The sequence below is a fragment of the Ignavibacteriota bacterium genome (assembly GCA_016707525.1).
Taxonomy (GTDB): Bacteria; Bacteroidota; Ignavibacteria; order UBA10030; family UBA6906; genus JAGDMK01.
This window is the reverse complement of sequence record JADJHP010000004.1, coordinates 257,973-281,437: the sequence shown is the minus strand read 5'-3', so window position 1 is coordinate 281,437 and position 23,465 is coordinate 257,973. Positions and strand designations below refer to the sequence as shown.

Genomic DNA, 23,465 nt, shown 5'->3' with positions numbered 1-23,465 from the left:
TGGCGGAAGGGAACGAGGAGAGATGCCTCGTTCCCTTTTTGTTGTTGGCTAATTCTTCTTCCTTCTGTGCCGCAGCCACTTTGCGTCCCTCGTCACCCGCACCAGCCAGTAGAACACCCGCCGCGGAACGAACCGTGGGATGAAAAGGAGCCCGAACCGGTATTTTGCGCCGGTGACACAGACCACCTTCCCCCGTTCGAGGGCCCGCAACGACTGGTCGACCACCTCCTCCGCCGTCATGAATTTCTTGAAGAAATCCCCCGACGTATCGTACCCGAGCCGTGCGTGGAAATCCGAGATGGTGAATCCCGGGCACAGCGCCTGCAGATGGATCCCGGTCCCGTGCAATTCCAGGTGCAGCGACTCCGTGAAGCTCGTCAGGAATGCTTTGGAGGCGCAATAGGCGGCATTGCGCGGGCCGATCATGAATCCTGCGACCGACGACACATTGATGATCGCCCCTGCGTTCCGTGTGCGCATGCCGGCGAGCGCCGCATGCATGAAGCGTACCGCCGCAAGGACGTGGGTGTGAATGAGTGCCGCATGCTCATCGAGGGCTTCTTCGGTGAAGTTTCCGAGCGAGCCGGATCCGGCATTATTGACGAGGACCGCAAGGTCCGGGACTGCCCTGATCCGTTCTTCCACGGTGTGCACACCGGCCTCCTGGGAAAGTTCCGCGAGGACGTACGATGCATGGATCCCATGCTTCGCGGAGAGTTCCTGGCACAACGCCGCAAGAAGCGGTTCCCGACGGCCATGCAAGAGGAGATCGTGGCCCCGTGCCGCCAGCCTGCGGGCGAAGACGGCTCCGATGCCGGACGATGCCCCGGTAATGACCGCTGTGCCGCGGGGGATGGTGTACATGCTTACCTCATGTAGATCATGGAACGTGACTGCGTGGATGCTCCGGCAGTGAGCCTGTAAAGATAGACGCCACTTGCGACCGCATTGCCGCGATCGTCGCGCCCCTCCCATCGCCAGGTCTGCACTCCTGCCTCGGCAATGCCATCGAAGAGGGTCACGACATGTGCGCCGAGCACAGAGTAGACCTCGAGTGACGCCGGGGTGCGCTGCGGGAAGCGTGCACGGATCGAGGTCGCGCCATTGAATGGGTTCGGGAAGTTCTGGTCCAGCGTCAATGCAACAGGAAGCAACGGCTCCGGGTCGGCGACTTCGCGGAGGATCCAGAGATCCGGATCGACCAGTGCACCCGTCGGCATGAAAGGGAGTTCCACGGTGAAGTCCTTCGACTTCTGATCGGCCCGGATGACCACCGTCGTGTCTCTGGATCCGTTGGAGAATCTGATGTCCACCGGCATCACAAAGAACGATGGCGTTGTCGTGCGGGTCTCCTGATCCACTTGTCCGACGATCATGAAGCGATCGGCGGCCGGACGTGCTTCCCACCGGAGCGTGTAGCGTGGATACTTTTCCCCGTAGATCCATTGGCTGAAGAACCATGCCAGGGAGGTCCCGCTGACCGATTCGCATATGCCCTGGAAGTCGGCGGTGGACGCTGTACCGTAACGAAAGCGCGGGTCTGCCGCGTACGCCCGGAGCGCCCGGAAGAAGACCGAATCCCCCACGACGTGCCGGAGCATGTGCAGCACCCAGGCGCCCTTGGCATACACCCGGTTGGACGCGAAGAGGTTGCCGACCGTTGTGGTGTCCATGACGAACAGCGAGCCCTGTGCGGTGAACGCGCTGCTCATGCGCCTCCGGATCATGCGGTGGTACTCTGCCGTGCCGTAGCGTGCCTCGCGGTAGAGCGATTCGCTGTAGGTGGCGAATCCTTCATTGAGCCAGAGATCCTGCCAGGTGCGGCACGTGATGAGATCGCCGAACCACTGATGTGCGAGTTCATGCGCCACGACGTCCTCATCGAATGTCGTGGTGGAGGTCATGGTCTGATGCTCCATCGCTCCGCCCCTGCCGAACTCGCTGTGGCCGTACTTCTCCTCCAGGAAGGGATACTGTCCGTACAGGCGTGAGAAGATCTCGAGCATCGGGACAGCCTTGGGGAGCTCTTGTTGCGCGATGGCGAGATGCGAAGGGAGGACGTAATTCAGGACCTCCATCGAATCGGTGGCGCTGTATCGGTACCAGTTGCTGAACGAGGCAAACGGGCCGACGGCGATCGAAATGAGGTACGTGGCGATGGGGTATCGCTCTGCCCAGAAGTACGTCGTGGTGCCGTCGCTGTTGTCCGTGACCGATCGGAGCAGGCCATTGGACCCGACCTTCAGGCCGGCAGGGCAGGTAACGATGATATCAGCCGAATCGGCCTTGTCGAGCTGGTGGTCTTTGCACGGCCACCAATCCCGTGCGCCGTACGGCTGACTGAGCGACCAGATCCAGGGCCCCTGAGCGACCGCGGAAAATGCAAAGCTGCCGAATCCAGTTGGCGCAGGCGTCCCGTGGTAGTACACATCCAGCGAGACAACCGCACCCTCGAGCGCCGGGGCGGGGAGTACGGCCAGAAAACTCTCTGGATAGCGTGTGACCATCAGGGTTGTCCGTCCCATCTTCACGGAGTCCACGGCCATCTCCCCGGATAGGTCCAGGGTCACTCCCGTAATGGATGCTGCGACGACCTTTGCGGTCACCCGCACCTCCCCCTGGAGGGTCGACGTTCCCGGGGAGAGCCGGAGGCCTAATCGGTAGTAGGTAACGTCGATGCCCGGATCTCCGGTGGATGCCTCCGCGGAGGTCCGCGCCAGCCACTGCCCCTTGGTGGAGCACCCGTCGTTGCCGGCGTGTGCTCCGGACAGGCTGAGGCAGAGGAGGACCAGGGCTGTGAGACGGCGGTTCATAAGGTCAAGATAGCAACGACGGGGGCGTTCTGCAAATGCAGGTGAGGGCCTTTCGGCCAGCGGACGGAATCGGCAGCGCGTGGGTCTGGTTCACCGACGAAGGAATTCGCGAAGAGAGTTCTGAATATCTTCCCTCCCGAATGGCTTTGGGATGTAGCCGTTGAGCCCTTCCGCGAGCAGGCGCTCCCGGTCTCCAGGCAACGTATATCCGGTGACAGCCACGATGGGGGTGTCCTTATAGCCCTGGATCCCGCGGATGATCTTTGTGGTTTCAATCCCGTTCAATCCCGGGCCGAGATTGATATCCATGAGAACCGCATCATAGCTCTGGTCGCGGACCATCTGAATGGCGGTCTTCCCGTCGCGCGCATGATCGGTGCTGCACATGTGTTTCAGGAATTCGGCGATCACGGTCTTGTTGATGAAGTTGTCTTCAACGATGAGGACCCGGGGGAGCCCGGGGTGGACAGGAGCGGGTCCCACCTTCGTGGCACGGTCCGGGCTCACGGTTCCCGCTGCGACCGGTGCCTGGGCCGAAGGCAACCGGAGAGTGAAGGTCGATCCTGTCCCCTGATGGCTCGTGACGCTCAGCGATCCACCCAGCAACACCGTCATGCGCCGCGCCAATGTCAATCCCAGGCCGCTGCCTTCGTACTCGCGGCCGTAGCCTTCGCTCACCTGCTTGAATTCCTCAAAGATCGTTTCGTAGTGTTCCGGGGCGACGCCAATGCCGGTATCCTGAACCTCGAGAGAACACCAGTCGCTGCCCTGAAGCCTCATCATCGAGGTCCGCACCACGATGCTCCCTGTTTTGGTGTATTTGAACGCGTTGTCGAGAAGATACCGGAGGATGTCGTCCAACATCTGGCTGTCACAATGTGCGGTGGCAGCCCTGTCCTGGTGCTCCGCTCGTAGTTCCAATCCTTTGGTCGCAGCGGCATGACGGAAAGAGTCCACAACTCGTTCGACGTTGGTCCGGACATCGATATCCCGCATCGCCGGCGTCACCATGCCCGATGCCAGTTGGCCCAGTTTCAATATCGCATCGAGTGATTGATGCAGGCGGTGGGCGGAATCAACGATCGCATTGATGGCCTCGCCTGCGTCGCGATCAACGGCGCGCGCGCGCAGGAGGTCGGCCATCCCGAGAATTCCCGTGATGGGAGTACGGAATTCATGGCTGAGGTTACCCAGCAGTGCGGTCTTCGCGCGGTCTGCGGATTCTGCCTTCTCTTTGGCGGCGCGGAGCGCGGCTTCGGCTGCCTTCCGTTCCGTCACATCGCGAAAGAAGACGGCCATGCGATTGGGTCCCGTCTGGAACGCGTTGATCTCGAATGTTCCATTCACACCGTCCGCTTCATACTGGATGCCGTTCTCACCGTACGCCCCGTCACCCCTGGCAACCCGCCTGTATGCTTCCGGGATCTGCGTGGCTGCAAGCGGAGGCCAGGCTTCCTCGATCGTCATTCCGACGAGATGATGATGATCGACCCCCAGGATCCGGTCTGCTGACTGATTGTGCCCGGCAAAGATGAGCCTGCCATCCCCGCTCAACTCATACATGTGCGCGCCAAACGGTGCATGGTCGATAATGCTCCGCAGGCGAAGTTCGTTCTCCCACAGTCCTTCATCGGCTTCCAGCCGCCCGATCTCCGCGGCAGCACGCGCAGCAAAGATCCCGATGATGGAGCGGGCAAGGGTCGTATCATGGACAGGCTGGTCATGGATGACGGCGAGGATGCCCTTGAAGTGCCCGCCGGTCGATCGCAACGTCACTCCCAGATATGCCTCGGCGGTCCAATCTCTGAGAAAGCCTGCGGCAGGAAAGCGTTCTCTGACCCCCTGAGGAAAGAAGGCCAGCCCGTCCTCACCCTCGACCTCGCATGGAGTCCCGGACAGGTCGAATGTCAAGGAATCGCGGACCTCCCCGTCGATACAGAGTGCCTGCGTGCGGATCCTGGCCGGGCTCCCTTCAAGCGCCCGGCCGACGAATGCGTACCGCATCCCGAGAATGCCCGAAAGCTCCCGGATGAACGAGTGGAAGAACGAACCTCCCACGGATGCTGATGTTCCCTTCAGGATCGCCTGAAGAGCACTTTCATATTGGTGTTGGGCCGTCCGGTCCTCGACGGAGAAGAGCAGGTATGTCGGGCCGCCGATCGTGGAGCGGACGAGCGTGGATCTGACCTCTCCCGAAAATGTGGATCCATCACGGCGGCGAAGCTGCAGGCGCTGTTGTGTGACCCTCCCCCTCGGTCGTGAGTTGCTGAAGGGCTTCGCGGGCCACGGTATGATCTTCAGGGGATATCCACGCGAAGATACTCCGGCCGATGACGTCACTGTCGTCCGCATGCCCGAATAATTGCAGTGCACGACTGTTCACGAGCCGGAGATTGCCCTCGAGGTCTGAGATCGAAACGGCATTGGGGGAGGAGTGGAAGACCGAGAGGAGGAACCGGAGAGTGGTCTCACCGGACATGCTCCCCATTGCGGCCGGGGTGTTGTCGATCGAGGATTTTCTCTCTGACATGGGTCCCTGCAGCGATATGGACATCGTGCGAAAGGAGGCCTTCCTGCCGCAATATACGCGAGAAGCCCGTCTCGTGCAAGGAAAAAGGGGGAGTTCAGGATCACTATTTGACTTTTCGCCGGTGAGTTGGTAGCTTACCTCAGTCTATCCCCCGTTAAACACTCAGGAACCCCGACCCATGCTCAGCAAGACAATTCAGGACGCCATCAACGAACAGATCAAGAACGAGATCCAGTCCGCATACCTGTATCTCGCAATGGCGCAGCATTGCGAATCCAAGAATCTGTCCGGATGTGCCAAGTGGCTCACCATGCAATGGACGGAAGAACTTGAACATTCGCAGAAGCTGATCGGCTATATGAACGACCGGGAAGGCCGTGTGGTCCTCGGAGCGATCGAGAAGCCGCAGACGGAGTGGGCGTCGCCGCTTGCCGTGTTCAAGGATGTGCTCGCCCATGAGCAGAAAGTGACCGCGCTCATCAATAGCCTGTACGCGATTGCCATCAAAGAGAACGACTATGCGACCCAGATCGAGCTTCAGTGGTTCATCAAGGAGCAGATCGAAGAAGAGAAGAATGCCACGATGGTGATCGATCAGCTGACCATGCTGGGCGAGACGGGCACGCCGTTGTTCATGCTCGACCGGCAGTTGGGCATGCGTGCAAAGTGATGTGTGAGTCACCGGGCCGGGGGATGCGCACGTGCGCGTCCCCCCGTACCCGCTTCCCGTCCATAGCGATCCCTCATCCCCTCCGACCCGTCAATCTACTACCGTTCAGCTGAAAGATCCATGCCATGAGTGATCACCATCCCGTCCGCTTTGGCATCCTGGGGTTCGGTTCCTTTGCCGAACGAGCCATCCTCCCCGCGATGCAGCAGTGCCCCGTGGCCGTCCCGGTGGCGCTGCAGAAGCGTTCCCGGGCCGATGCCGACGCGAAAGCGCGGGAACATGGTATCCCGCATGCATGCTCGACCGCGGAAGAGCTGTGCGCCCTGCCCGATGTCGATGCCGTGTTCATCGTTTCGGCCAACGGCGCACACTGTGCGGAAACGATCGCTGCCGCGAGGGCGGGCAAACATGTGCTTGTGGAAAAGCCGATGGCGTGCTCGGTGCAGGAGGCCGAGGCCATGATCGCTGCCTGCGCGGAGCATAAGGTGCACCTGATGGTCGCCCATATGATCCGCTTCTCCCCGATGGTCCAGCGCATGCGTGAGATCGTCATGTCCGGTGCGCTCGGACACATCGTCTTTGCGCGCGCGGATTTTGTCTATGACGGACGGCTGTCGAAGCGCGCATGGTTGCTGGACCGGCCGGTGGCCGGCGGCGGGCCGGTGTTCGACGTCGGTGTCCATTGTCTCGATACACTCCGCTATGTCCTCGACGATGAGGTCGTGACCGTCCAGGCCGTGCTCGATCCGAAGCCCACGGCCTCCGCCACCGAGAAGAGCGGACATCTGTCGATGAAGTTCTCCGGTGGCACGATCGGATCGATCTTCTGCTCCTATGATGCGCCGGTGCGCCGGAAGGACATCGAGATCATGGGAACCGAAGGGAGATTGCGTGCGGATGAGTTCACGGTCGGCTCCATCAGCGCAACGCTCAGGATCGATGGGGGGAAGGACTCGCATCCGGTTCCCTCCCGTGAAGAGGTCTTCGATATCCCGAATCTGTATGTCCAGGAGATCACGAACCTCGTGGACGCTGTCCGGTCAGGGGCCACGCTTCTCTCGCCGGGCGAGAATGGGCTCGCGAACCAACGTATCCTGAACCGCGCGCTGGAGATCGGATGACCGGACCGTCACTCCCCGGCAGGGCGGTACTCGCCCTTCTGACCCTGACGGTCGCAGCGCTCGTACTCGCTTCCTGCTCGTCGGTGGAACGGACCGCACGCGATGTCCGCATGGACCGTGCGCGGAGGCTCGCCGACAGCCTCCTCGTGCTGGATGCGCATCTCGATATTCCATACCGTCTCACCGCCCGCATGGCCGATATCAGCATCCGGAACACCTCGACCGATTTCGATCATGTGCGGGCGATGGAGGGGGGGCTGGATGTCGCGGTGTGCGCCGTGTACACGCCGCAGCGCATCGAAGGCACCGGGAGCCCGAAGGAATACGCACTCCGCCAGATCGCGTTCACGGAAGGGTTACCGAAGCTGTGGCCGGACAAATTCCGGATGGTGCCCACGACCGCACAGATCCGTTCTGCTGCGGGAAAGGGGCAGGTCCTGTTCGCGCTGGGGATGGAGAATGGGATCCCGTTGGAAGGGGATACCGCGAACGTGCGTTTCTTCTTCGGCCGCGGGGTCCGGTACATCACGCTGGTCCACACCCGCGCGAACACACTTGCCGATGCCTCGTTCGATACGACGCATCGATGGAACGGCCTTAGCCCATTCGGGGGCGACGTCATCGACGCCATGAACCGCGTGGGGATGATGGTCGATGTGTCGCACATGTCGGACAGCGCCTTTTACCAGGCCGTGCGCCGCTCCCGGGCGCCGGTGATCGCGTCGCATTCATCCTGCCGGGCATTCACCCCGGGGTTCGAAAGGAACATGAGCGACGACATGATCCGGACGATCGCAGCCGCGGGAGGCGTCGTGCAGATCAACTTCGGGTCCACGTTCCTTGTGGATTCGCTCCGGACACTGATGGCGCGGGCGGGGCCGGAGATCAGCGCATACATGCGCGAACACGACCTGCATTCCCTCGATGAAGCCGCGGTGGCCTATGTACGCCGGTACCGGAAGGAACACGGGATACCGTATGCCTCTGCGAAAGACATCGCGGGGCACATCGACCATGTCGTGAAGATCGCCGGCATCGATCACGTCGGCTTCGGGTCCGACTTCGAAGGACTGGGAGATGACCTTCCGGTGGATGTGAAGGATGTCTCGGGGTATCCTGCCATTCTCTCAGAACTGCTCGCCCTCGGCTATGATGAGCACGCGATCGCCAGGGTGTGTGGCGGGAACTTCCTCCGGGTATGGGACGCGGTGACGCGCGTTGCTTCGGGGCCATCCCACTGATGGACGGCGCCCGTTGCCTCACGAAGGTTCCTATTCGATTCGTGGCGTTGCATTTCGGAGTGGCTCTTGGTACCTTTCATGATACGCGTATCCATAGTGAAGTGAATATGAAACCCAGAACCCGCTACGTACTTATCGGAGGAGTTCTCCTCCTCGTTGCACTTCTGTTCAGCCCCAGGCTCAAGCTGTTCTCCTCGGCCGATCGGTCCAGTGGTGGTGCGGGCCAGAAGGACGTACGCCTGCCCGTGACCGCCATGGTGGTCCGGCCCGGGCCGCTCACGAATGCCATCCGTGCGACAGGCACGATCCTGGCGACGGAAGAAGTGGAACTCCGGAGCGAGATCGCCGGGAAGATCGACCGCATCATCTTTCGCGAGGGGAGCCGGGTGAAGAAGGGCGATCTGCTCGTGAAGATCAACGGCGACGAGCTGCACGCGCAGATGCAGAAGCTGGAATCCCAGGTGAAGCTGGCGGAAGAGAAGGAACGCCGGCGCCGCCTCCTCTTCGACAAGCAGAATATCAGTCCCGAGGATTATGAGATCGCGCTGAACGAACTCAACTCCATCAAATCGGAACTGGCGTACAACCGTGCCCGGTTCGAGAAGACCGATCTCCGGGCACCGTTCAACGGTGTCATCGGCCTGCGCTATGTGAGCGAAGGGAGTTATGTATCCTCCACGACGCGCATCGCCAGTCTGCAGGATCTGGAACGGGTCAAGATCGATTTCGCTGTCCCCGAACGCTATGCCCAGGTGGTGCAGGTCGGGCAGTCTGTCCGGTTCACGCGTGCCGGGTCGGACGAGGTCTACTCCGGCCAGATCTTCGCTATCGAGCCGAAGATCGACCCGCAGTCGCGCACCCTGCAGGTCCGGGCCATGGCCGCGAACCCCGGGGGCCGGCTCCTGCCCGGCGGCTTTGCGGAGGTGACGCTGGAACTCCAGCGCTTCGAAGACGCTCTCCTTGTCCCCAGCCAGGCGCTCATCCCCGAACTCGGCGGCCAGAAGGTCTTTCTTGTGAAGGAGGGAATGGCCGTTGCGGTACCGGTCGCCATCGGGGTCCGCACCGATACCCGGGTACAGATCCTCAAGGGAGTGCAGGCCGGTGATACCGTCATTACGACGGGCATCCTGCAGCTTGCCCCCGGACTCCCCGTACAACTCACGTCCGTGGAGTAACGCATTCCATGAGTCTTGCTGAAACCTCCATCCGGCGTCCGGTCCTTGCGATCGTGATGTCGATCGGTATCGTGCTCTTCGGCGTGATCGGCTATACCTACCTGGGTGTCCGCGAGTACCCCAGCGTCGACCCTCCGGTCGTCACCGTGTCCGCCACCTACACCGGCGCCAATGCGGATGTCATTGAATCGCAGATCACCGAGCCGCTGGAAGAGACCATCAGCGGCATCGCCGGTATCCGCACGTTGAAGTCCACCAGCTCCGAAGGCCGGAGCAACATCACCGTGGAGTTCGAGCTGGGCGTGGACATGGAAGCCGCGGCGAACGATGTGCGCGACAAGGTATCGCGTGCCGTGCGCCTCCTGCCGCCTGATGCGGACAATCCCGTGGTCATGAAATCAGATGCCGACGCCATTCCGATCTTCTTCCTGAATGTGAAGAGCGATCAGCGCAACCTGCTGCAGCTCACGGATATCGCGACGAACACCTTCAAGGAGCGTCTCCAGACGATCGCGGGGGTGAGCGAAGTACAGATCTGGGGCGAGAAGCGCTACTCCATGCGGTTGTGGATGGATCCGGCACGGCTGGCGGCGTACCGGCTCACGCCACTGGATGTGCGGGCCGCGCTGCTCCGCGAGAACGTGGAATTGCCGTCGGGGCGCATCGAGGGGCAGCGCACCGAACTCACCGTCCGCACGATGAGCCGCCTGACCACTGCCGAGGAATTCAACGACCTGATCATCCGGGAATCTGAAGGGCGGATCATCCGCTTCCGGGATATCGGCACGGCGGAACTGGGCCCGGAGAACTACCGCAGCATTCTGCGCCGCGACGGCACGCCGATGGTCGGTGTGGTGCTCATCCCGCGTTCGGGTGCGAATTACATCGCGATCGTGAATGATGCGTACCGCCGGATCGAGGACATCAAGCGTGACCTGCCGAAGGACCTGACCCTGGGGGTGGGGTTCGATACATCGCTCTATATCCGTCAGGCCGTGGCGGAAGTGGCCGACACGATCATCCTGGCCTTCATCCTCGTGTTCCTGGTGATCTATTTCTTCCTGCGCGACCTGCGCACGACGATCATCCCGATGCTTGCGGTCCCGGTGTCGCTCATCGGGGCGTTCTTCATCATGTATGTCGCCGATTTCTCGGTGAATATCCTGACCCTTCTCGGCATCGTGCTTGCGATCGGCCTTGTGGTGGATGATGCCATCGTGGTCCTGGAGAATATCTTCTCCAAGATCGAGGATGGCATGACACCGCGTGAAGCCGGTGTGAAGGGGTCGGCGGAAGTGTACTTCGCCATCATCGCCACCACGGTGGCCCTGGCTGCGGTGTTCCTGCCTGTGATCTTCCTGCAGGGCATCACCGGCCGTCTGTTCAAGGAATTTGGCATCGTGCTGTCCGGGTCCGGTGATCATATCGGCGTTCGTGGCGCTGACGCTCACCCCCATGATGTCCACGCGGATCCTGAAACAGCACGCGCACCACAGTCGTTTCTATGCCCTCACGGAGCCCTATTTCAAAGGCATGATGGATCGGTACCGTTCTTCGCTGGGGGCATTCATGCGCCGGCGCTGGATGGCCGCGGCAGTGATCGGCGCGGCATTCGTGCTGATCATGCTCGTCGGGAGCTCGTTGCAGTCCGAACTCTCGCCTCTGGAAGACCGGAGCCGGTTGCGCGTCAGCGCGACGGCACCGGAAGGTGCGACATTCGAGTACATGGATGAGTACATGGCCGGACTGGTCGGGACGATCCAGAAGCTTGTGCCGGAACGCGATGCCCTCATCGCGATCACCTCCGGCGGAGGTGGGGGATCGGTGAATTCGGGCTTCGTGAACATCATCCTGACGCCTCGCGACCGGCGTGAGCGCTCGCAGCAGGAGATCGCCGACCAGTTGTCCACCGCCGTCCGGTCTCTGACCGGTGCCCGAACGTTCGTGACGCAAGAGCAGACCTTCGGCGGGCGTGGCCGCGGACTGCCGGTGCAGTTCGTTCTCCAGGCCCCGAACTTCGAAAAGCTGAAGGAAAAGCTTCCGCTCTTCCTGGCAGAGGCCAGGAAGCATCCGGCATTCCAGGTGGTGGACGTGGACCTGAAATTCAACAAACCCGAAGTGCGCGTGAACATCGACCGCGACCGCGCCCGTGCGCTCGGGGTGTCGGCCATGGACATCGCGCAGACCCTGCAGGCGGCATTCAGCGGGCAGCGGTTCGATTACTTTGTGATGAACGCAAAACTGTACCAGGTGATCGGTCAGGTGCAGCGCGAGAACCGCGATGACCCGGTCGACCTGAAATCGTTGTATGTGAAGAATACCCGCGGCGAGCTGGTCCAGCTGGACAATGTGGTGTCGTTGCGCGAAGAGAGCAGCCCGCCTGCGCTCTACAGGTTCAACAGGTATGTCTCCGCGACCGTTTCTGCGGGCCTCGCGAGGGGCTACACCATGGGCGATGGCATCGAGGCCATGCGGGAGATCAGCGGCAAGGTCCTCGATGAAACGTTCGCGACATCCCTCGATGGTACATCAAAGGATTTCGCGGAAAGCTCTTCCAGCCTTGCATTCGCGTTCGCCCTGGCGATCGTCCTGATCTATCTGGTCCTTGCCGCGCAGTTCGAGAGCTTCCGTGATCCGCTCACGATCATGTTCACCGTCCCCCTCGCTTTGAGCGGGGCTCTGGTGTCGCTCTGGTATTTCAATCAGACGATGAACATCTTCAGCCAGATCGGCATGATCATGCTCATCGGACTCGTGACGAAGAACGGCATTTTGATCGTGGAATTCGCGAATCAGCGCCGGGAGGCCGGATTGCCGCTCATGGAGGCGATCCAGGATGCGGCGGTCGCGCGATTGCGGCCGATCCTCATGACAGCGCTGTCCACGATCCTGGGCACCCTCCCGATCGCCCTTGCACTCGGCGCGGGCTCGGAAAGCCGCGTTTCCATGGGCATCGCGGTGGTCGGCGGACTCGTGCTTGCCACGATCCTGACGTTGTTCGTTGTGCCGGCGGTCTATACCTTCATTGCAAAGAAGGACCATTCTCCAATGCACGAACAGAAGCTCTAGGGAGTTCACAGGATGGGGTGAAGGAGAACGCGCTACCGCGTTGTCCTGCCGCCTCCACCTCCTTCTTTCTCCGCGTGACGCTGAACGCAATGCGATTACATTATCGTCAATACGGTTCCCATCCCGGCCCGCCCCTCGTCATTCTGCATGGCCTCTTCGGCTCGCTGAACAACTGGCATTCCCATGCCAGAGCTTTCGGTGAGCAGCGCACGGTGTACACCATCGACGCGCGCAATCACGGCGCATCACCGCATGATCCCGATGCGACGTATCCTGCCATGTCTGCCGACCTGCTGGAGTTCTTCGACGAGCATCACATCGCTGTCGCCATCGTCATGGGGCATTCGATGGGAGGGAAGACCGCCATGCAGTTCGCGGCGGATCACCCCGAACGCGTGGCGTCGCTGATCATCGTGGATATGGCGGAGCGGCCGTATGAGCCGGTGCACCAGGAGATCTTCGCAGCGCTGGAGCGCGTCGACCCTGGTTCGTATGGTACGCGGGAGGAAGTGGATCGGGAGCTGGGGAGGACGATCCTGAAGGAGCCGGTGCGGCAGTTCCTGACCGCGAACATCGTCCGCGATGAGAGCGGCCGTATGAAGTGGCGGATGAACGTGCCCGCGCTGAAGGCGTGCTACGACCAGCTTGCCGGACGGGTGGATATTCCGCGGTCGTTCACGAAGCCCATTCTTTTCATCCGCGGTGCCCGCTCGAACTTCATCACCCCTGAAGATGAGCGCGAGATCATGGCGAACCACCCTCACGCGCACATCGTCACCGTGCCTGATGCGGGTCACTGGGTGCACGCGGACAATCCCGCAGGATTCCGGGCCGTGGTGAGTGAGGTGTTATAACAACTTCCGCCGCACCAGCTCCATGGCCGCTGCCGAGGTTCTGTCGCGGATGACCACGCGGGATCCGGCGAACTGATGCTTCACCGCCAGTGCACATGATGCATCGGCATAGCCTGTATAGATGAGTCCGACCGGCTTTTCGGGAGTGCCGCCCGTCGGACCGGCAATGCCGGTCACGGAGAGCCCGATGTCGGCCCCCGTTGCTTTCCGTACCCCGTCGGCCATTGCCTCTGCCACTTCCTTGCTCACCGCGCCGAATTTCTCGATCAATGCAGCAGGTACACCCAGCAGCGCGGTCTTCGCGCTGTTGCTGTAGGAGACGGCCCCGCCGAGGACGTATGCCGAACTGCCGCTGATGCGCGTGAGCTTCTCAAGGACCAGTCCGCCCGTACAGGATTCCGCGACGGCAATGGTCTTGTTCCTGGCAAGCAGCATCCGGCCCAGGGCTTCTTCCAGTTCTTCCGTCCCGGTCCCGTAAATATACTTGTCGGACTTCGCCCGGATCCGCGCCTCGACCTCCGCAACCTTCCTCTCGGCAGCCGCCACATCGGTGTCATGGACGCTGATCCTGAGCTTCACGCCGGTGGGAGCGGGGAGGAAGGCGAGGCTCGCCCCTTGCAGCAGCTCATCGATGTTCCCGAGCAGTTCCGCAAGGTCGCTCTCGCCGATCCCGGTGGTGCGCAGCGTATGGTGGCGGATGACCGCGCCATCAGCCAGTCCGGCAAGCATGGGGACGACCGACTGCGTCATCATTTCTTTCATCTCATACGGAACGCCCGGGAGGACGATGAACCGCTTGCGCCCGTCGGCGAAGAGCATCCCGGCGGCAGTGCCGAGCGGATTCCAGATGACCCCCGCCTTGCGCGGCACGAGTGTCTGCTCCTCCGCGGAGGGCCCCCACGTCCTGTTCCGCTTGCGCATGAACTCTTCGATATGTTTCCGCACATCATTGTTGCTGACAAGGTCGGAATCGAAGAACGTGCACACTGCCTTCTTCGTGATGTCGTCATGTGTCGGCCCGAGGCCGCCGGTCACGATCACCACATCCGTGCGGGACCATGACTCCGTGAACGCGGTGAGGATGGCCTGCATATCGTCGCCGACCGTCAGCATGCGCGCGACGCGGACATTGACAAGGTTCAGCTGTTCACCGATCCAGGCCTGATTGGTGTTGATGATCTGGCCGATGAGGAGTTCATCGCCGATGGTGAGGATCGTTGCGTTCACGAATGTTCTCCAGAGATTGCTCTCTACGGGGAGGGGCGCAGCATGCTGCGCCCCTACAATACTGCGTGCTTCATCTTTCGCATTACATTGCCGATTGTCAATTGCCCATTGATAATCGGTTCTATCTCAGAAGATCACCTGCCACACCCACCACCCGGCCCACGTCAGGATATTGGCATAGACGCCGGCCGCGACATCGTCCAGCATGATGCCCCAGCCGTTCGGAATGCGTTCGAGGTACTTCGCGGGCTGCGGCTTGATGATGTCCATCGCCCGGAAGGCGAAGAACCCGATGATCATGACGGGTATGGTCTTCGGAAGGAACAGCAGCGTGATCCACATGCCGACGATCTCATCGATGACCACGATGGACGGGTCGGCGGTTTTGTGCCCGTCCTTGTCGCCACCCTGGAACTTCGCCTTGGCGAGTTCGGCGGAGCGTGTGAGCTGGTGTCCGACCGCTGCCGCGACGACGGCGGATGACCACACGCCCGCGAAGAAGGCAACGATCGTGACGATGCCGAGGGTGAGGGGATCGCTCATCCCCGGGATCAGAATGTAGAGCAGGAGGCCGACCGCAGTGCCGGCAGTGCCCGAGGCCCAGGGGCTATACCCGGAGTAGAGCCCGGTTGCGATCAGGGTGTGGATGAATGGGATACGCACGGACGCCGGGGTGTCACCCGCGGCGTCGGGTGCGGAACTGCTCGGAGATCTCAAGGAGGAGTGTCCTATTGTCGAACAAGTAGGCGATGCCGGTCCCCACCGTGGAGAGGGTGACCAGCAGCATCATGCCGAAGAGTACGTGCGAATCCATCAGACTGTCGATGGTCGGCCCGAACTCCTGATACACGGATGGTGTATTGCGTGCGACGTACAGGATGAGGATATAGTAGATGACGACGAATTCGCCGAAGGTCTTGGCCTGTGCCCCTTTCGTGGTCACGATCGGACGGTCGTGGTACTCGGCGTAGGAGCGGAGGCCGGTGATCAGGAAGTCGCGGATGATGACGATCCAGACCATCCAGCCGGAGACCAGGCCCAGGCTCACATAGGCGAGCAGGGCGGCCGAAGAGAGGATCTTGTCTGCGAGCGGGTCGAGGAACTTCCCCCAGCGGGAGATATAGCCCATGCGCCGGGCGATCCAGCCGTCGTACCAGTCCGTGAGTGCGGCAACGATGAAGATGCCGAGCGAGATCTGGCGAAAGACGGGATTCTCCGAAAGCAGGAACCAGGCGAAGACCGGCGTCAGCACGATCCTGAGGAGGGTCAGCTGGTTCGGTACATTCAGTTCGAACTGGAGTCTCTGCATCGCGTGTCAGGAGAAAAAAAAAGCCATCAGAGATGATGATGGCTTTCGTTGAACAAATGGAACTGACCCGGTCAGGCGGCCTTCACGACCTTATTGGATTTCAGGCAGTTGGTGCACACGGTCATGCGCTTCGGGCGACCGTTGACGCTCGCACGAACTTCCTGAAGATTTGGCATCCAGCGGCGGCGCGTCAGATTATGCGCGTGGCTGATGTTGTTCCCGCTGACGGGTTTCTTACCGCAGATATCACATACTCGTGCCATGGCCCTGTCCTTAAGATTCTAAGCACAACAAGATAGCATATTCCCGCGGCAAACGCAAGCAATTTCCTGTATTTTCCCAGAAAGTGTGATACCGCTGGAAGGGGGACACGAGTGGGAGCTTGACATTCCCGGAGACCGGGGCTATATTAGCAACATTCCGGCTGGCACGACGTACCTTCCAGACAGCCGGGATTCCGGGATCATCGGGAAAGGGGGCACTCATGGTCGGCCGGAAAATACCTCCCGTTCTTTTCCTCGCGCGGCGCACCTCCGGTCCGGAGCCTGCCCGCCCATTGCCCCCCAATCACGGTCGGGATATCCACTCTACGGTCTTTTGCTACTAGTTGTACGTCGATAATTCCAGGTCCTTCGCCGCGGCATCTGCTCCCCGCGTCCGATGGATCACGCCGTGTCGTCACTTGTATCCCAACATCCCGGATCACACCACCATGCGACTCCTCCGCCGTGGTATCGAGGCCCTTCGCTCTGCATTCACGAGACTCATCCTGATCATCCGCCGCCGGCCTCTTGTTGCCGCTGTCTCCGGCGGCGCTGCACTCCTCCTTCTGGGTTGGCTGATCTTCCGCCCCGGTGCCGTCGCCTCCTCGGAGATCCTCGTCAAACCCACGTTCGGAGAGTTCCTTGTTACCGTCACGACCTCCGGCGAGCTGCAGGCGAAGAGCTCGATCAACATCATGGGTCCCGAGCAGGCACGTGCCGCGAATATCTGGCAGATGAAGTTGACGAACATCGTGCCGGAGGGGACCGTGGTGAAGAAGGGGGTCTTCGTCGCCGATCTGGACAAGTCCGAGATCATGGGGAAGTTCAAGGATTCCCAGCTCTCGGTCCAGAAGTTCGAGGCGGTCCACCTTCAGACGAAACTCGACAGCGCGTTGACGCTTTCCCAGGCGCGCGATGAACTGGTCGGATTGCAGTACAGTCAGGAAGAGAAGCGGCTGGCGATGGAACAATCCGTGTACGAAGCCCCCGCTATGAAGCGCCAGGCGGAGATCGAATATGAACGGGCCCAGCGCAACTTCGAACAGGCCAAGCGCAACTATGTGACGAAGACGAAGCAGGCGATCGCGAAGGCGGAGGCGGCGGGGCTCGACCTCCTGAAGGAACGGCAGCGGATGGAGCTGTATCAGACCGCGATGGCGGGATTCACGATCCTCGCGCCGGCCGACGGGATGGTGATCTACGCGCGCGAGTGGGGCGGGCAGAAGAAGGTGGTGGGGAGCACGGTGAACGCCTGGGACCCGGTCGTGGCAACATTGCCGGACCTCCGCGAGATGGAATCGATCACCTACATCAGCGAACTCGACATTCAGAAACTCGGGCTGAAACAGACCGTCAAGATCAAGCTCGATGCCGATCCGAATAAGGTCCTGACGGGCAAAGTGACCTCGGTGGCGAACATCGGCGAACAGCGGCCGAACTCCGACTCGAAGGTCTTCGAGGTGCGCATCACCGTGGACAAGTCCGACACCACGCTCCGTCCCGCCATGACCACCGCGAACGAGATCCTCGTGGCGAAACTGGACAGCGTGCTCTCCGTGCCCCTGGAGTGCGTTCACACGGAAAGCGGGCTGACCTATGTCTTCAAGAAGAGCGGCAGGAGCATCGTGAAGCAGGAGGTCGCACTGGGCATGCTTAACGAGAATGCCACGGTCGTCACACGCGGCCTGACCGGGCAGGATGAGCTTCTCCTGGCGACGCCGCCCGAACCGGGCAAGCTCACGATCGTGCGACTTGAAGGCGGGCATTGACCATGATCGGCGAGGATATGATCCGTCGCAGGATGGCCGTGGCGGTCCCGGGGCACATTCTTCTCGGGTTCACGATCGCCATCGAAGCGATCACGCACAATAAGACCCGGGGCGTGCTGACATCACTCGGGATCGTGTTCGGCGTCGGCTCAGTGATCTCCATGCTTGCCGTGGGGACCGGCGCCAAGCAGGAGATCCTGGACCAGATGAAGCTTCTGGGCGCCAACAACATCATCATCACGCCCATCATCGAGCAGGAAGAGGGCGTTGTGGATGAGAAGACAGCCGCCAAGACCGAGAAGAAGCGGTTCAGTCCGGGACTCACCCTGGAGGATGGCAGGAGCATCCTGCAGACCCTTCCCGGCGTGGATTTTGTGAGTCCCGAGGTCGTGATGGAGACCATGGTCGTGCGCGAGGGGCTGAAGCGGAGCAGCAAGCTCGTGGGGGTGGATTCGATCTATTTCGCCACCACGGATTTTCAGCTCGAACGGGGTGCGGTGTTCTCTTCGGTGCAGATGGAAAACGCGGCGCCCGTTGCGGTGATCGGGCATGCCATCAAGACGAAGTTCTTTTCGCGCGAGGATCCCATCGGTGGGAAGATCAAGTGCGGGAACCTCTGGCTCACGGTCATCGGCGTGCTCGCGGACCGTCAGGTGAGCAAGGACAACATCCGGCATCTCGGTCTGCGCGATTACAACTTCGATGTGTACACGCCGGTGAACACGTTGCTGCTGCGGTACAAGAACCGGACGCTCGTCACGCGGCTCGGCGTGCAGCAGGCGTCACGGTCCAGCGGGTCCGGCAACAACGACAACACCGAGAAGAAGGCGGTGAACTACAATCAGTTGGACCGTCTGGTCGTGCGCGTTGCCGATGCGGAGCAGATGCCTGCGCTTGCCGAGGTTGTGAGCCGGATGCTACAGCGCCGGCACAACGAGGTCGTGGACTTCCAGGTGACCATCCCCGAGCAGCTGTTGCGGCAGGCGCAGCGGACGCGCGACATCTTCAACATCGTCCTCGGTGCCATCGCGTCCATCTCGCTTCTCGTTGGAGGCATCGGCATCATGAACATCATGCTTGCGTCGGTGATGGAGCGGACGAAGGAGGTCGGCATACGGCGGGCGATGGGTGCCACGAAGCAGGCCATTGCCGTGCAGTTCCTGAGCGAGGCCACGATCGTGAGCGTGACCGGAGGGGTGCTGGGCATCCTGCTCGGGGTAGGCTTGAGTTACGCGATCGAGAGCTTTGCGGGGATCCTGACGATCATCACGGCGTTCTCCGTGGCGTTGTCGTTCCTGATCTCCATCACGATCGGGATCGTCTTCGGGTTCCTTCCGGCGCGTCGGGCAGCGGAGAAGGACCCGGTGGCGTGCCTGCGGTATGAATGATGAGCATGTTCTTGCCCGGGGAGGCCCCACACGAAACCTGTCTGATGAGTCCCCCCGGTTCGCGTCTGTGGGGCCCCTCCCCGGGCCTTACCTGCAACCCGAGATATACTCCCTGAAATACTGGAACACGCAGCCATGAAAGCGTCAGCATTCGTTGTTCTCGCATGTCACGTCCTCCTCGGGATCTCCGCTGCCGGAGCGCAGGTGGACACCCTTCATTTCACGTTGCGCGACTGCATCCGCATGGCGCAGGAGCAGGGGCCGTTGGGGGCCATTGCCCAGCATCAGTACGAAGCGAAGAAGTCGCGCTACGCCTCGTTCAGAGCCGGATACCTTCCGCAATTGTCCCTGCAGGGTGACGTGCCGGGGTACTATTCCGCGATCAACCCGATCGTTCTTCCCGATGGCACGACCATCTTCACCCCGCAGCGGGAGGCGAGCTCGTCGGTGAATCTGGGGCTCACGCAGAAGATCCCGTTCACCGGCGGACAGCTTTCGCTGCAGTCGGGATTGAACCGGATCGACCTCATGGACACGAAGTCGCATTATTACAGGGCCCGGCCGCTGAACGTCACGCTGATCCAGCCGATCTTCCAGATCAACAGCATGAGCTGGGATCAGGACGCGCAGGACCTGACCTATCAGATCGCGACGCGGGAGGAGGTCGAGTCGTTGGAAGAATGCGCGATCGACGCCACGAACAAGTACTTCGGCCTGTATCTCTCGACCATGAACGCCGCGAATGCGGCCTTGAATGTGGCGATCAACGACACGTTGTTCCGCATCTCGCAGGGGCGGTTCAACGTCGGGCGGATCGCGGAGAACGATCTGCTCCAGGCCGAGCTTGCCTATCTCGATGCAAAGACGTCGCATGAGAATGCGCTTCTGGAACTGGCGCGGGCCGAGCATGCCTTACGGGTGGCCATCGGACTCGAACCCGGGCAGCCGGTGGGGCTGTTGCCGCCGGGCGACATCGGCATTGTTGAGGTGGACCCGGATCAGGCGCTCGTGCAGGCGCGGCAGAACCGGAGCGACATGGTGAACTTCGACCTGCAGCTTCTCAATGCCGAGCGGGGCGTTGCCCAGGCGGAGTCGGACAACGGCTTCAACGCCACCATGACCGCCAGTGTGGGGTACAACCAGCGTGCACCCGAGTTCCGGGAAGCATACCGGAACCTGCTCGAGCAGGAGCAGTTCAGTGTGGGGTTTGCCATCCCGGTGTTCCGATGGGGAGCAGGGAGCCATGCGGTGGAAGCGGCCGTGGCGGAGCAGAAGGGGACCGAGGTCACCGTTGCGCAGCAGCGGCAGACATTGGAGCAGGAGGTGCTGTACTCGGCGAACCGGTTGAACACGCTCCGGAAGCAGGTTGCCATCGCGGCGAAGTCCGATACCATCGGTCAGCGGCGGTTTGAGGTGGCGAAGCAGCGGTACATCATCGGGAAGATCGACATCCCCATCCTCTTCATCGCGCAGAGCGAGAAGGACAATGCGCGGCGGTCGAATGTGCAGACCCAGTGGGACTACTGGTCGACGTACTACCGCGTGCGGCGGCTCACGCTGTACGACTTCGAGGCCGGGCGGGCGCTTGTGGAGAGGGAAGAGAAGTAGATCCTCTCAGGCCAGGGCCTGCTCCAGGTTCAGGGGCGTAAGGGTTGCCGCCTGTGCGAATCCGCCCACCAGCCGCACCGCGAGCGGCGTGAGGAGGAAGAGCGAGAAATCGCCCAGCGCCATTGTCATCTCCGCTTCCGGGAACCTGCCGAGATAGGATGCCCGGGCAGCCGGATAGGCTGGGTCTTCATCTGCAAGTTGTCGGGCATTGCACTGCACCGTCACGCGGGGGAGGGCCTGCGGCGGGATGTCCGGACCCTGCGGCGCCATCACCAGAAGGCTCACGGTAGGATGCTGCAGCATGTCTTTCGTGTGTGCGGCGAGCCCGCTTACGTGGATGACAAAGCCCTTGCCGCCGGGAATGATGGCGAACGGGACCATGGAGACGAACGGCTCGCCGTCGTGGAGTGTGCCCAGTGCCGCATTGGACTGGGATTCGAGTATTGCGCGAAGCGCCTGTGCCTGTGTTGGATTCATCGCTTGCCCTGTGCCCGTTGTTTGCCTGCTTTGGAGATCGCCCCTTCGGGGTTCCGCTTCATGGCCTTGATGTAGTCCACCTTTCTGAACCTCAACGCCGACCAATCCTCGTCGATCGCCACTTGCCGCACCGGCTCGTAGCCCGCCTTGCCAAGCACCGTCCATCCCGCATCCCGGTTGAACTCACATGTGTACTTCTTTGATGTGCCTTTCGGGTACGCGATCCACAGGACGGCATCTCCTTCGGCTGTTCTGGCCAGGGAGGCAGATACTCTGTCGAGTTCCTTCTGTTTGGTCACGAATGCGATCGCGAACCCGACCTTACCCTTGATGGTGCGTGCGACCGTTATGCCCTTGAGGGCCGTCAGCTCAGCCTCGAATGATGAGGGGGCATTGAGGACAGTGATCGATGATCGCGATCCCAGGTTCAGCTTCTTGAAAAGTGGGGTCATTTCTCCCATACCCATCGTGGTGCTCCATCATAACAACCGGAGGTCGAAATATACTCCCGCGCCTCCTTGAATGCAATCCCGCTACCTGCAGTGGATGCCGGAGGGCAGGCGACCGCCCTCCCTTCGGAAAAAGCAGGGCGCAGGTGTATATATCGTATAAGTAGAGAAGCGCGAGACACGACCAGATGATCCGATCTGACTTTGGTGGAATTCCCTCAGCGACCATGCTGGCGGGGCTGAAACGGCCTATACTCTATGCCGGTGCGACGATGGCGCTTGCGGGCGCAGCCATCGCCACGGTGTATGTGCTGAACCGTGCCCCCCTGGTGGCGAATACCGACGTGAAAGGCCACACGTTCCTGCTGAGCAGCGAGGCCGTTCCGGTGATGACCGCCCTTGTTCAGAAAGGCAATCTGATCCACCATCTCGCGACGTCCGGCACCCTCCGTGCATGCAGGGAAGTTGAGATTCAGGCACGGGTCGGTGGAGCGCTTGCCACGATCGGAGTCTTCAATGGAAGCTACGTTGATGAGGGCGATACGATGGCGGCCATCGAGAACCGGGAATTCAGGGTGGCCTATGATCGCGCCCGTACCGGACTCCTCAATGCCCAGATCGAATACCGCACGCTGAGCGCGACGCCGTTCCTTGCTGCAACAGACTCCCTCGAAACGGCGCGGCGCATCATCGCCGCGTCTCATCTCCTCGATTCGCTCCGCACGCGCTATCGCTGCGGTGATATGGACGAGGCGACATACGTGCGCCTCTCCCGCGACCATGAATCCGCGATCGCCTACCTCACAGCCAACCGGGGGGATGTGATCGCCGGAAAGAGCGGCCTCGCCGCTGCCCGGGAGGCATTCGAAACGGCCAGACTCAACCTGGAGTGGACCTCCGTCACTGCACCGTTCAGCGGGTTCGTGGCAGATTGCTCCCTCACTCCCGGGATGCATGTGAACGCCGGACAACCCCTGATGAGACTCCTCGACCTCTCCACACTGCTTGTGGATGTGGAGGTCCTCGAGAACGAGACCGGTCGCATCGCCGTGGGACAGCGAACACGCGCCCACCTCGCCGGCTTCCCCGGAAGGGAGTTTAAAGGTTCGGTCCTCTACATGAATCCACTTGTGGATCCGAAGACAAAGACGATGAAGGTGACCATCGCCCTGCGCGACGGGCGTCACTATGCAGGCGATCCCCGGCCATCCCTCCGGCCGGGGATGTTCGCCACCGTGCATATCGAGACCGATGTGCATCCGCACCGCCTTCTCGTGCCCCGTTCCGCCCTTCTGGTGCGCGACGAACGGCCGCTCGTGTTCACCGTGGAAGATGGACGGGCGAAGTGGCACTATGTGGAGACAGGCGAAGCCAACGACGAGCTGCTCGAGATCAAGAACGGACTTGCGCCCGGCGATACGGTGATCGTGGACGGACACTACACCCTCGCGCACGACGCTCCTGTGTCCGTCACCCGCAGATCCCCGTAAGCAGGACCGAGG

General features: G+C 61.3%; 19 protein-coding genes and 1 pseudogene. 10 read left to right on the top strand and 10 right to left on the bottom strand.

Annotated features, from left to right (window positions below):
• Positions 1-48: 48 nt before the first annotated feature.
• The 4 genes from IPI01_09150 to IPI01_09135 form a co-directional block, all read right to left on the bottom strand.
• Positions 49-864 (bottom strand): SDR family oxidoreductase, encoded by an 816-nt coding sequence (locus IPI01_09150; protein ID MBK7257951.1) that lies wholly within the window; start codon positions 862-864, stop codon positions 49-51.
• A gap of 2 nt (positions 865-866) precedes the next feature.
• Positions 867-2,813: a T9SS type A sorting domain-containing protein gene (locus IPI01_09145; GenBank protein ID MBK7257950.1), complete on the bottom strand. Its 1,947-nt coding sequence runs from the start codon at positions 2,811-2,813 to the stop codon at positions 867-869.
• Between the two features lie 90 nt (positions 2,814-2,903).
• Positions 2,904-4,871, bottom strand: a complete 1,968-nt coding sequence (locus IPI01_09140; GenBank protein MBK7257949.1) for a response regulator — start codon at positions 4,869-4,871, stop codon at positions 2,904-2,906.
• A 151-nt stretch (positions 4,872-5,022) separates the two neighbouring features.
• Positions 5,023-5,343, bottom strand: a complete 321-nt coding sequence (locus IPI01_09135; GenBank protein MBK7257948.1) for a PAS domain S-box protein — start codon at positions 5,341-5,343, stop codon at positions 5,023-5,025.
• A 178-nt stretch (positions 5,344-5,521) separates the two neighbouring features.
• Between IPI01_09135 and IPI01_09130 the strand changes: the two genes are divergently transcribed.
• The 6 genes and pseudogenes from IPI01_09130 to IPI01_09105 all read left to right on the top strand — a co-directional run bounded on the left by IPI01_09130 (position 5,522) and on the right by IPI01_09105 (position 13,473).
• Entirely contained in the window at positions 5,522-6,013 is a 492-nt protein-coding gene (locus IPI01_09130) for a ferritin (protein MBK7257947.1), read from the top strand.
• Positions 6,014-6,138: 125 nt separating this feature from the next.
• On the top strand, positions 6,139-7,134 hold the full coding sequence (locus tag IPI01_09125; protein MBK7257946.1) for a Gfo/Idh/MocA family oxidoreductase: 996 nt from the start codon (positions 6,139-6,141) through the stop codon (positions 7,132-7,134).
• Entirely contained in the window at positions 7,131-8,375 is a 1,245-nt protein-coding gene (locus IPI01_09120) for a dipeptidase (GenBank protein ID MBK7257945.1), read from the top strand. The genes IPI01_09125 and IPI01_09120 overlap by 4 nt, the downstream gene beginning before the upstream one ends.
• A gap of 107 nt (positions 8,376-8,482) precedes the next feature.
• A complete protein-coding gene (locus tag IPI01_09115; protein MBK7257944.1) occupies positions 8,483-9,550 on the top strand; it encodes an efflux RND transporter periplasmic adaptor subunit in 1,068 nt (355 codons plus the stop codon).
• 8 nt (positions 9,551-9,558) lie between these two features.
• A pseudogene (locus IPI01_09110) lies at positions 9,559-12,619 on the top strand (efflux RND transporter permease subunit).
• A gap of 89 nt (positions 12,620-12,708) precedes the next feature.
• Entirely contained in the window at positions 12,709-13,473 is a 765-nt protein-coding gene (locus IPI01_09105; GenBank protein ID MBK7257943.1) for an alpha/beta fold hydrolase, read from the top strand.
• Here the strand turns inward: IPI01_09105 and IPI01_09100 are convergent.
• From IPI01_09100 to IPI01_09085, 4 genes are all read right to left on the bottom strand, one after another.
• Positions 13,468-14,700 carry a competence/damage-inducible protein A gene (locus IPI01_09100; protein ID MBK7257942.1) on the bottom strand — a complete coding sequence of 411 codons (1,233 nt, stop codon included), beginning with the start codon at positions 14,698-14,700 and terminating at the stop codon, positions 13,468-13,470. The two genes, IPI01_09105 and IPI01_09100, sit on opposite strands and share 6 nt — an antisense overlap.
• Before the next feature lie 126 nt (positions 14,701-14,826).
• Positions 14,827-15,417 carry a phosphatidylglycerophosphatase A gene (locus IPI01_09095; protein MBK7257941.1) on the bottom strand — a complete coding sequence of 197 codons (591 nt, stop codon included), beginning with the start codon at positions 15,415-15,417 and terminating at the stop codon, positions 14,827-14,829.
• Complete coding sequence (gene pgsA / locus IPI01_09090) at positions 15,377-15,988, bottom strand: CDP-diacylglycerol--glycerol-3-phosphate 3-phosphatidyltransferase (GenBank protein MBK7257940.1); 612 nt, start codon at positions 15,986-15,988, stop codon at positions 15,377-15,379. The genes IPI01_09095 and pgsA overlap by 41 nt, the downstream gene beginning before the upstream one ends.
• Positions 15,989-16,080: 92 nt before the next feature.
• Positions 16,081-16,272: a 50S ribosomal protein L28 gene (locus IPI01_09085; protein MBK7257939.1), complete on the bottom strand. Its 192-nt coding sequence runs from the start codon at positions 16,270-16,272 to the stop codon at positions 16,081-16,083.
• Positions 16,273-16,721: 449 nt separating this feature from the next.
• Here IPI01_09085 and IPI01_09080 point away from each other — a divergent pair, with 449 nt between their 5' ends.
• The 3 genes from IPI01_09080 (at position 16,722) to IPI01_09070 (ending at position 21,037) form a co-directional block, all read left to right on the top strand.
• Positions 16,722-18,041 carry an HlyD family efflux transporter periplasmic adaptor subunit gene (locus IPI01_09080; protein MBK7257938.1) on the top strand — a complete coding sequence of 440 codons (1,320 nt, stop codon included), beginning with the start codon at positions 16,722-16,724 and terminating at the stop codon, positions 18,039-18,041.
• Between the two features lie 32 nt (positions 18,042-18,073).
• Complete coding sequence (locus IPI01_09075) at positions 18,074-19,429, top strand: ABC transporter permease (GenBank protein MBK7257937.1); 1,356 nt, start codon at positions 18,074-18,076, stop codon at positions 19,427-19,429.
• 135 nt (positions 19,430-19,564) lie between these two features.
• Positions 19,565-21,037 carry a TolC family protein gene (locus IPI01_09070; protein MBK7257936.1) on the top strand — a complete coding sequence of 491 codons (1,473 nt, stop codon included), beginning with the start codon at positions 19,565-19,567 and terminating at the stop codon, positions 21,035-21,037.
• Between the two features lie 6 nt (positions 21,038-21,043).
• On the opposite strand, the gene IPI01_09065 is transcribed toward IPI01_09070, so the two are convergent.
• Both IPI01_09065 and IPI01_09060 read right to left on the bottom strand, forming a co-directional pair.
• Positions 21,044-21,514, bottom strand: coding sequence for a pyridoxamine 5'-phosphate oxidase family protein (locus IPI01_09065; protein MBK7257935.1), 471 nt, complete (start codon positions 21,512-21,514; stop codon positions 21,044-21,046).
• On the bottom strand, positions 21,511-21,966 hold the full coding sequence (locus IPI01_09060) for a hypothetical protein (GenBank protein ID MBK7257934.1): 456 nt from the start codon (positions 21,964-21,966) through the stop codon (positions 21,511-21,513). Before IPI01_09060 ends, IPI01_09065 begins: the two co-directional genes overlap by 4 nt.
• Positions 21,967-22,151: 185 nt before the next feature.
• On the opposite strand from IPI01_09060, the gene IPI01_09055 reads away from it, so the two are divergent.
• Positions 22,152-23,453, top strand: coding sequence for an efflux RND transporter periplasmic adaptor subunit (locus IPI01_09055; GenBank protein ID MBK7257933.1), 1,302 nt, complete (start codon positions 22,152-22,154; stop codon positions 23,451-23,453).
• Positions 23,454-23,465 lie beyond the last annotated feature (12 nt).

Coding starts and splice junctions, on each gene's coding strand:
- IPI01_09150 (MBK7257951.1), bottom strand. CDS start 864: ATGTACACCATCCCCCGCGGCACAGCGGTCATTACCGGGGCATCGTCC.
- IPI01_09145 (MBK7257950.1), bottom strand. CDS start 2,813: ATGAACCGCCGTCTCACAGCCCTGGTCCTCCTCTGCCTCAGCCTGTCC.
- IPI01_09135 (MBK7257948.1), bottom strand. CDS start 5,343: ATGTCAGAGAGAAAATCCTCGATCGACAACACCCCGGCCGCAATGGGG.
- IPI01_09130 (MBK7257947.1), top strand. CDS start 5,522: ATGCTCAGCAAGACAATTCAGGACGCCATCAACGAACAGATCAAGAAC.
- IPI01_09125 (MBK7257946.1), top strand. CDS start 6,139: ATGAGTGATCACCATCCCGTCCGCTTTGGCATCCTGGGGTTCGGTTCC.
- IPI01_09120 (MBK7257945.1), top strand. CDS start 7,131: ATGACCGGACCGTCACTCCCCGGCAGGGCGGTACTCGCCCTTCTGACC.
- IPI01_09115 (MBK7257944.1), top strand. CDS start 8,483: ATGAAACCCAGAACCCGCTACGTACTTATCGGAGGAGTTCTCCTCCTC.
- IPI01_09105 (MBK7257943.1), top strand. CDS start 12,709: ATGCGATTACATTATCGTCAATACGGTTCCCATCCCGGCCCGCCCCTC.
- IPI01_09085 (MBK7257939.1), bottom strand. CDS start 16,272: ATGGCACGAGTATGTGATATCTGCGGTAAGAAACCCGTCAGCGGGAAC.
- IPI01_09080 (MBK7257938.1), top strand. CDS start 16,722: ATGCGACTCCTCCGCCGTGGTATCGAGGCCCTTCGCTCTGCATTCACG.
- IPI01_09075 (MBK7257937.1), top strand. CDS start 18,074: ATGGCCGTGGCGGTCCCGGGGCACATTCTTCTCGGGTTCACGATCGCC.
- IPI01_09070 (MBK7257936.1), top strand. CDS start 19,565: ATGAAAGCGTCAGCATTCGTTGTTCTCGCATGTCACGTCCTCCTCGGG.
- IPI01_09065 (MBK7257935.1), bottom strand. CDS start 21,514: ATGAATCCAACACAGGCACAGGCGCTTCGCGCAATACTCGAATCCCAG.
- IPI01_09060 (MBK7257934.1), bottom strand. CDS start 21,966: ATGACCCCACTTTTCAAGAAGCTGAACCTGGGATCGCGATCATCGATC.
- IPI01_09055 (MBK7257933.1), top strand. CDS start 22,152: ATGATCCGATCTGACTTTGGTGGAATTCCCTCAGCGACCATGCTGGCG.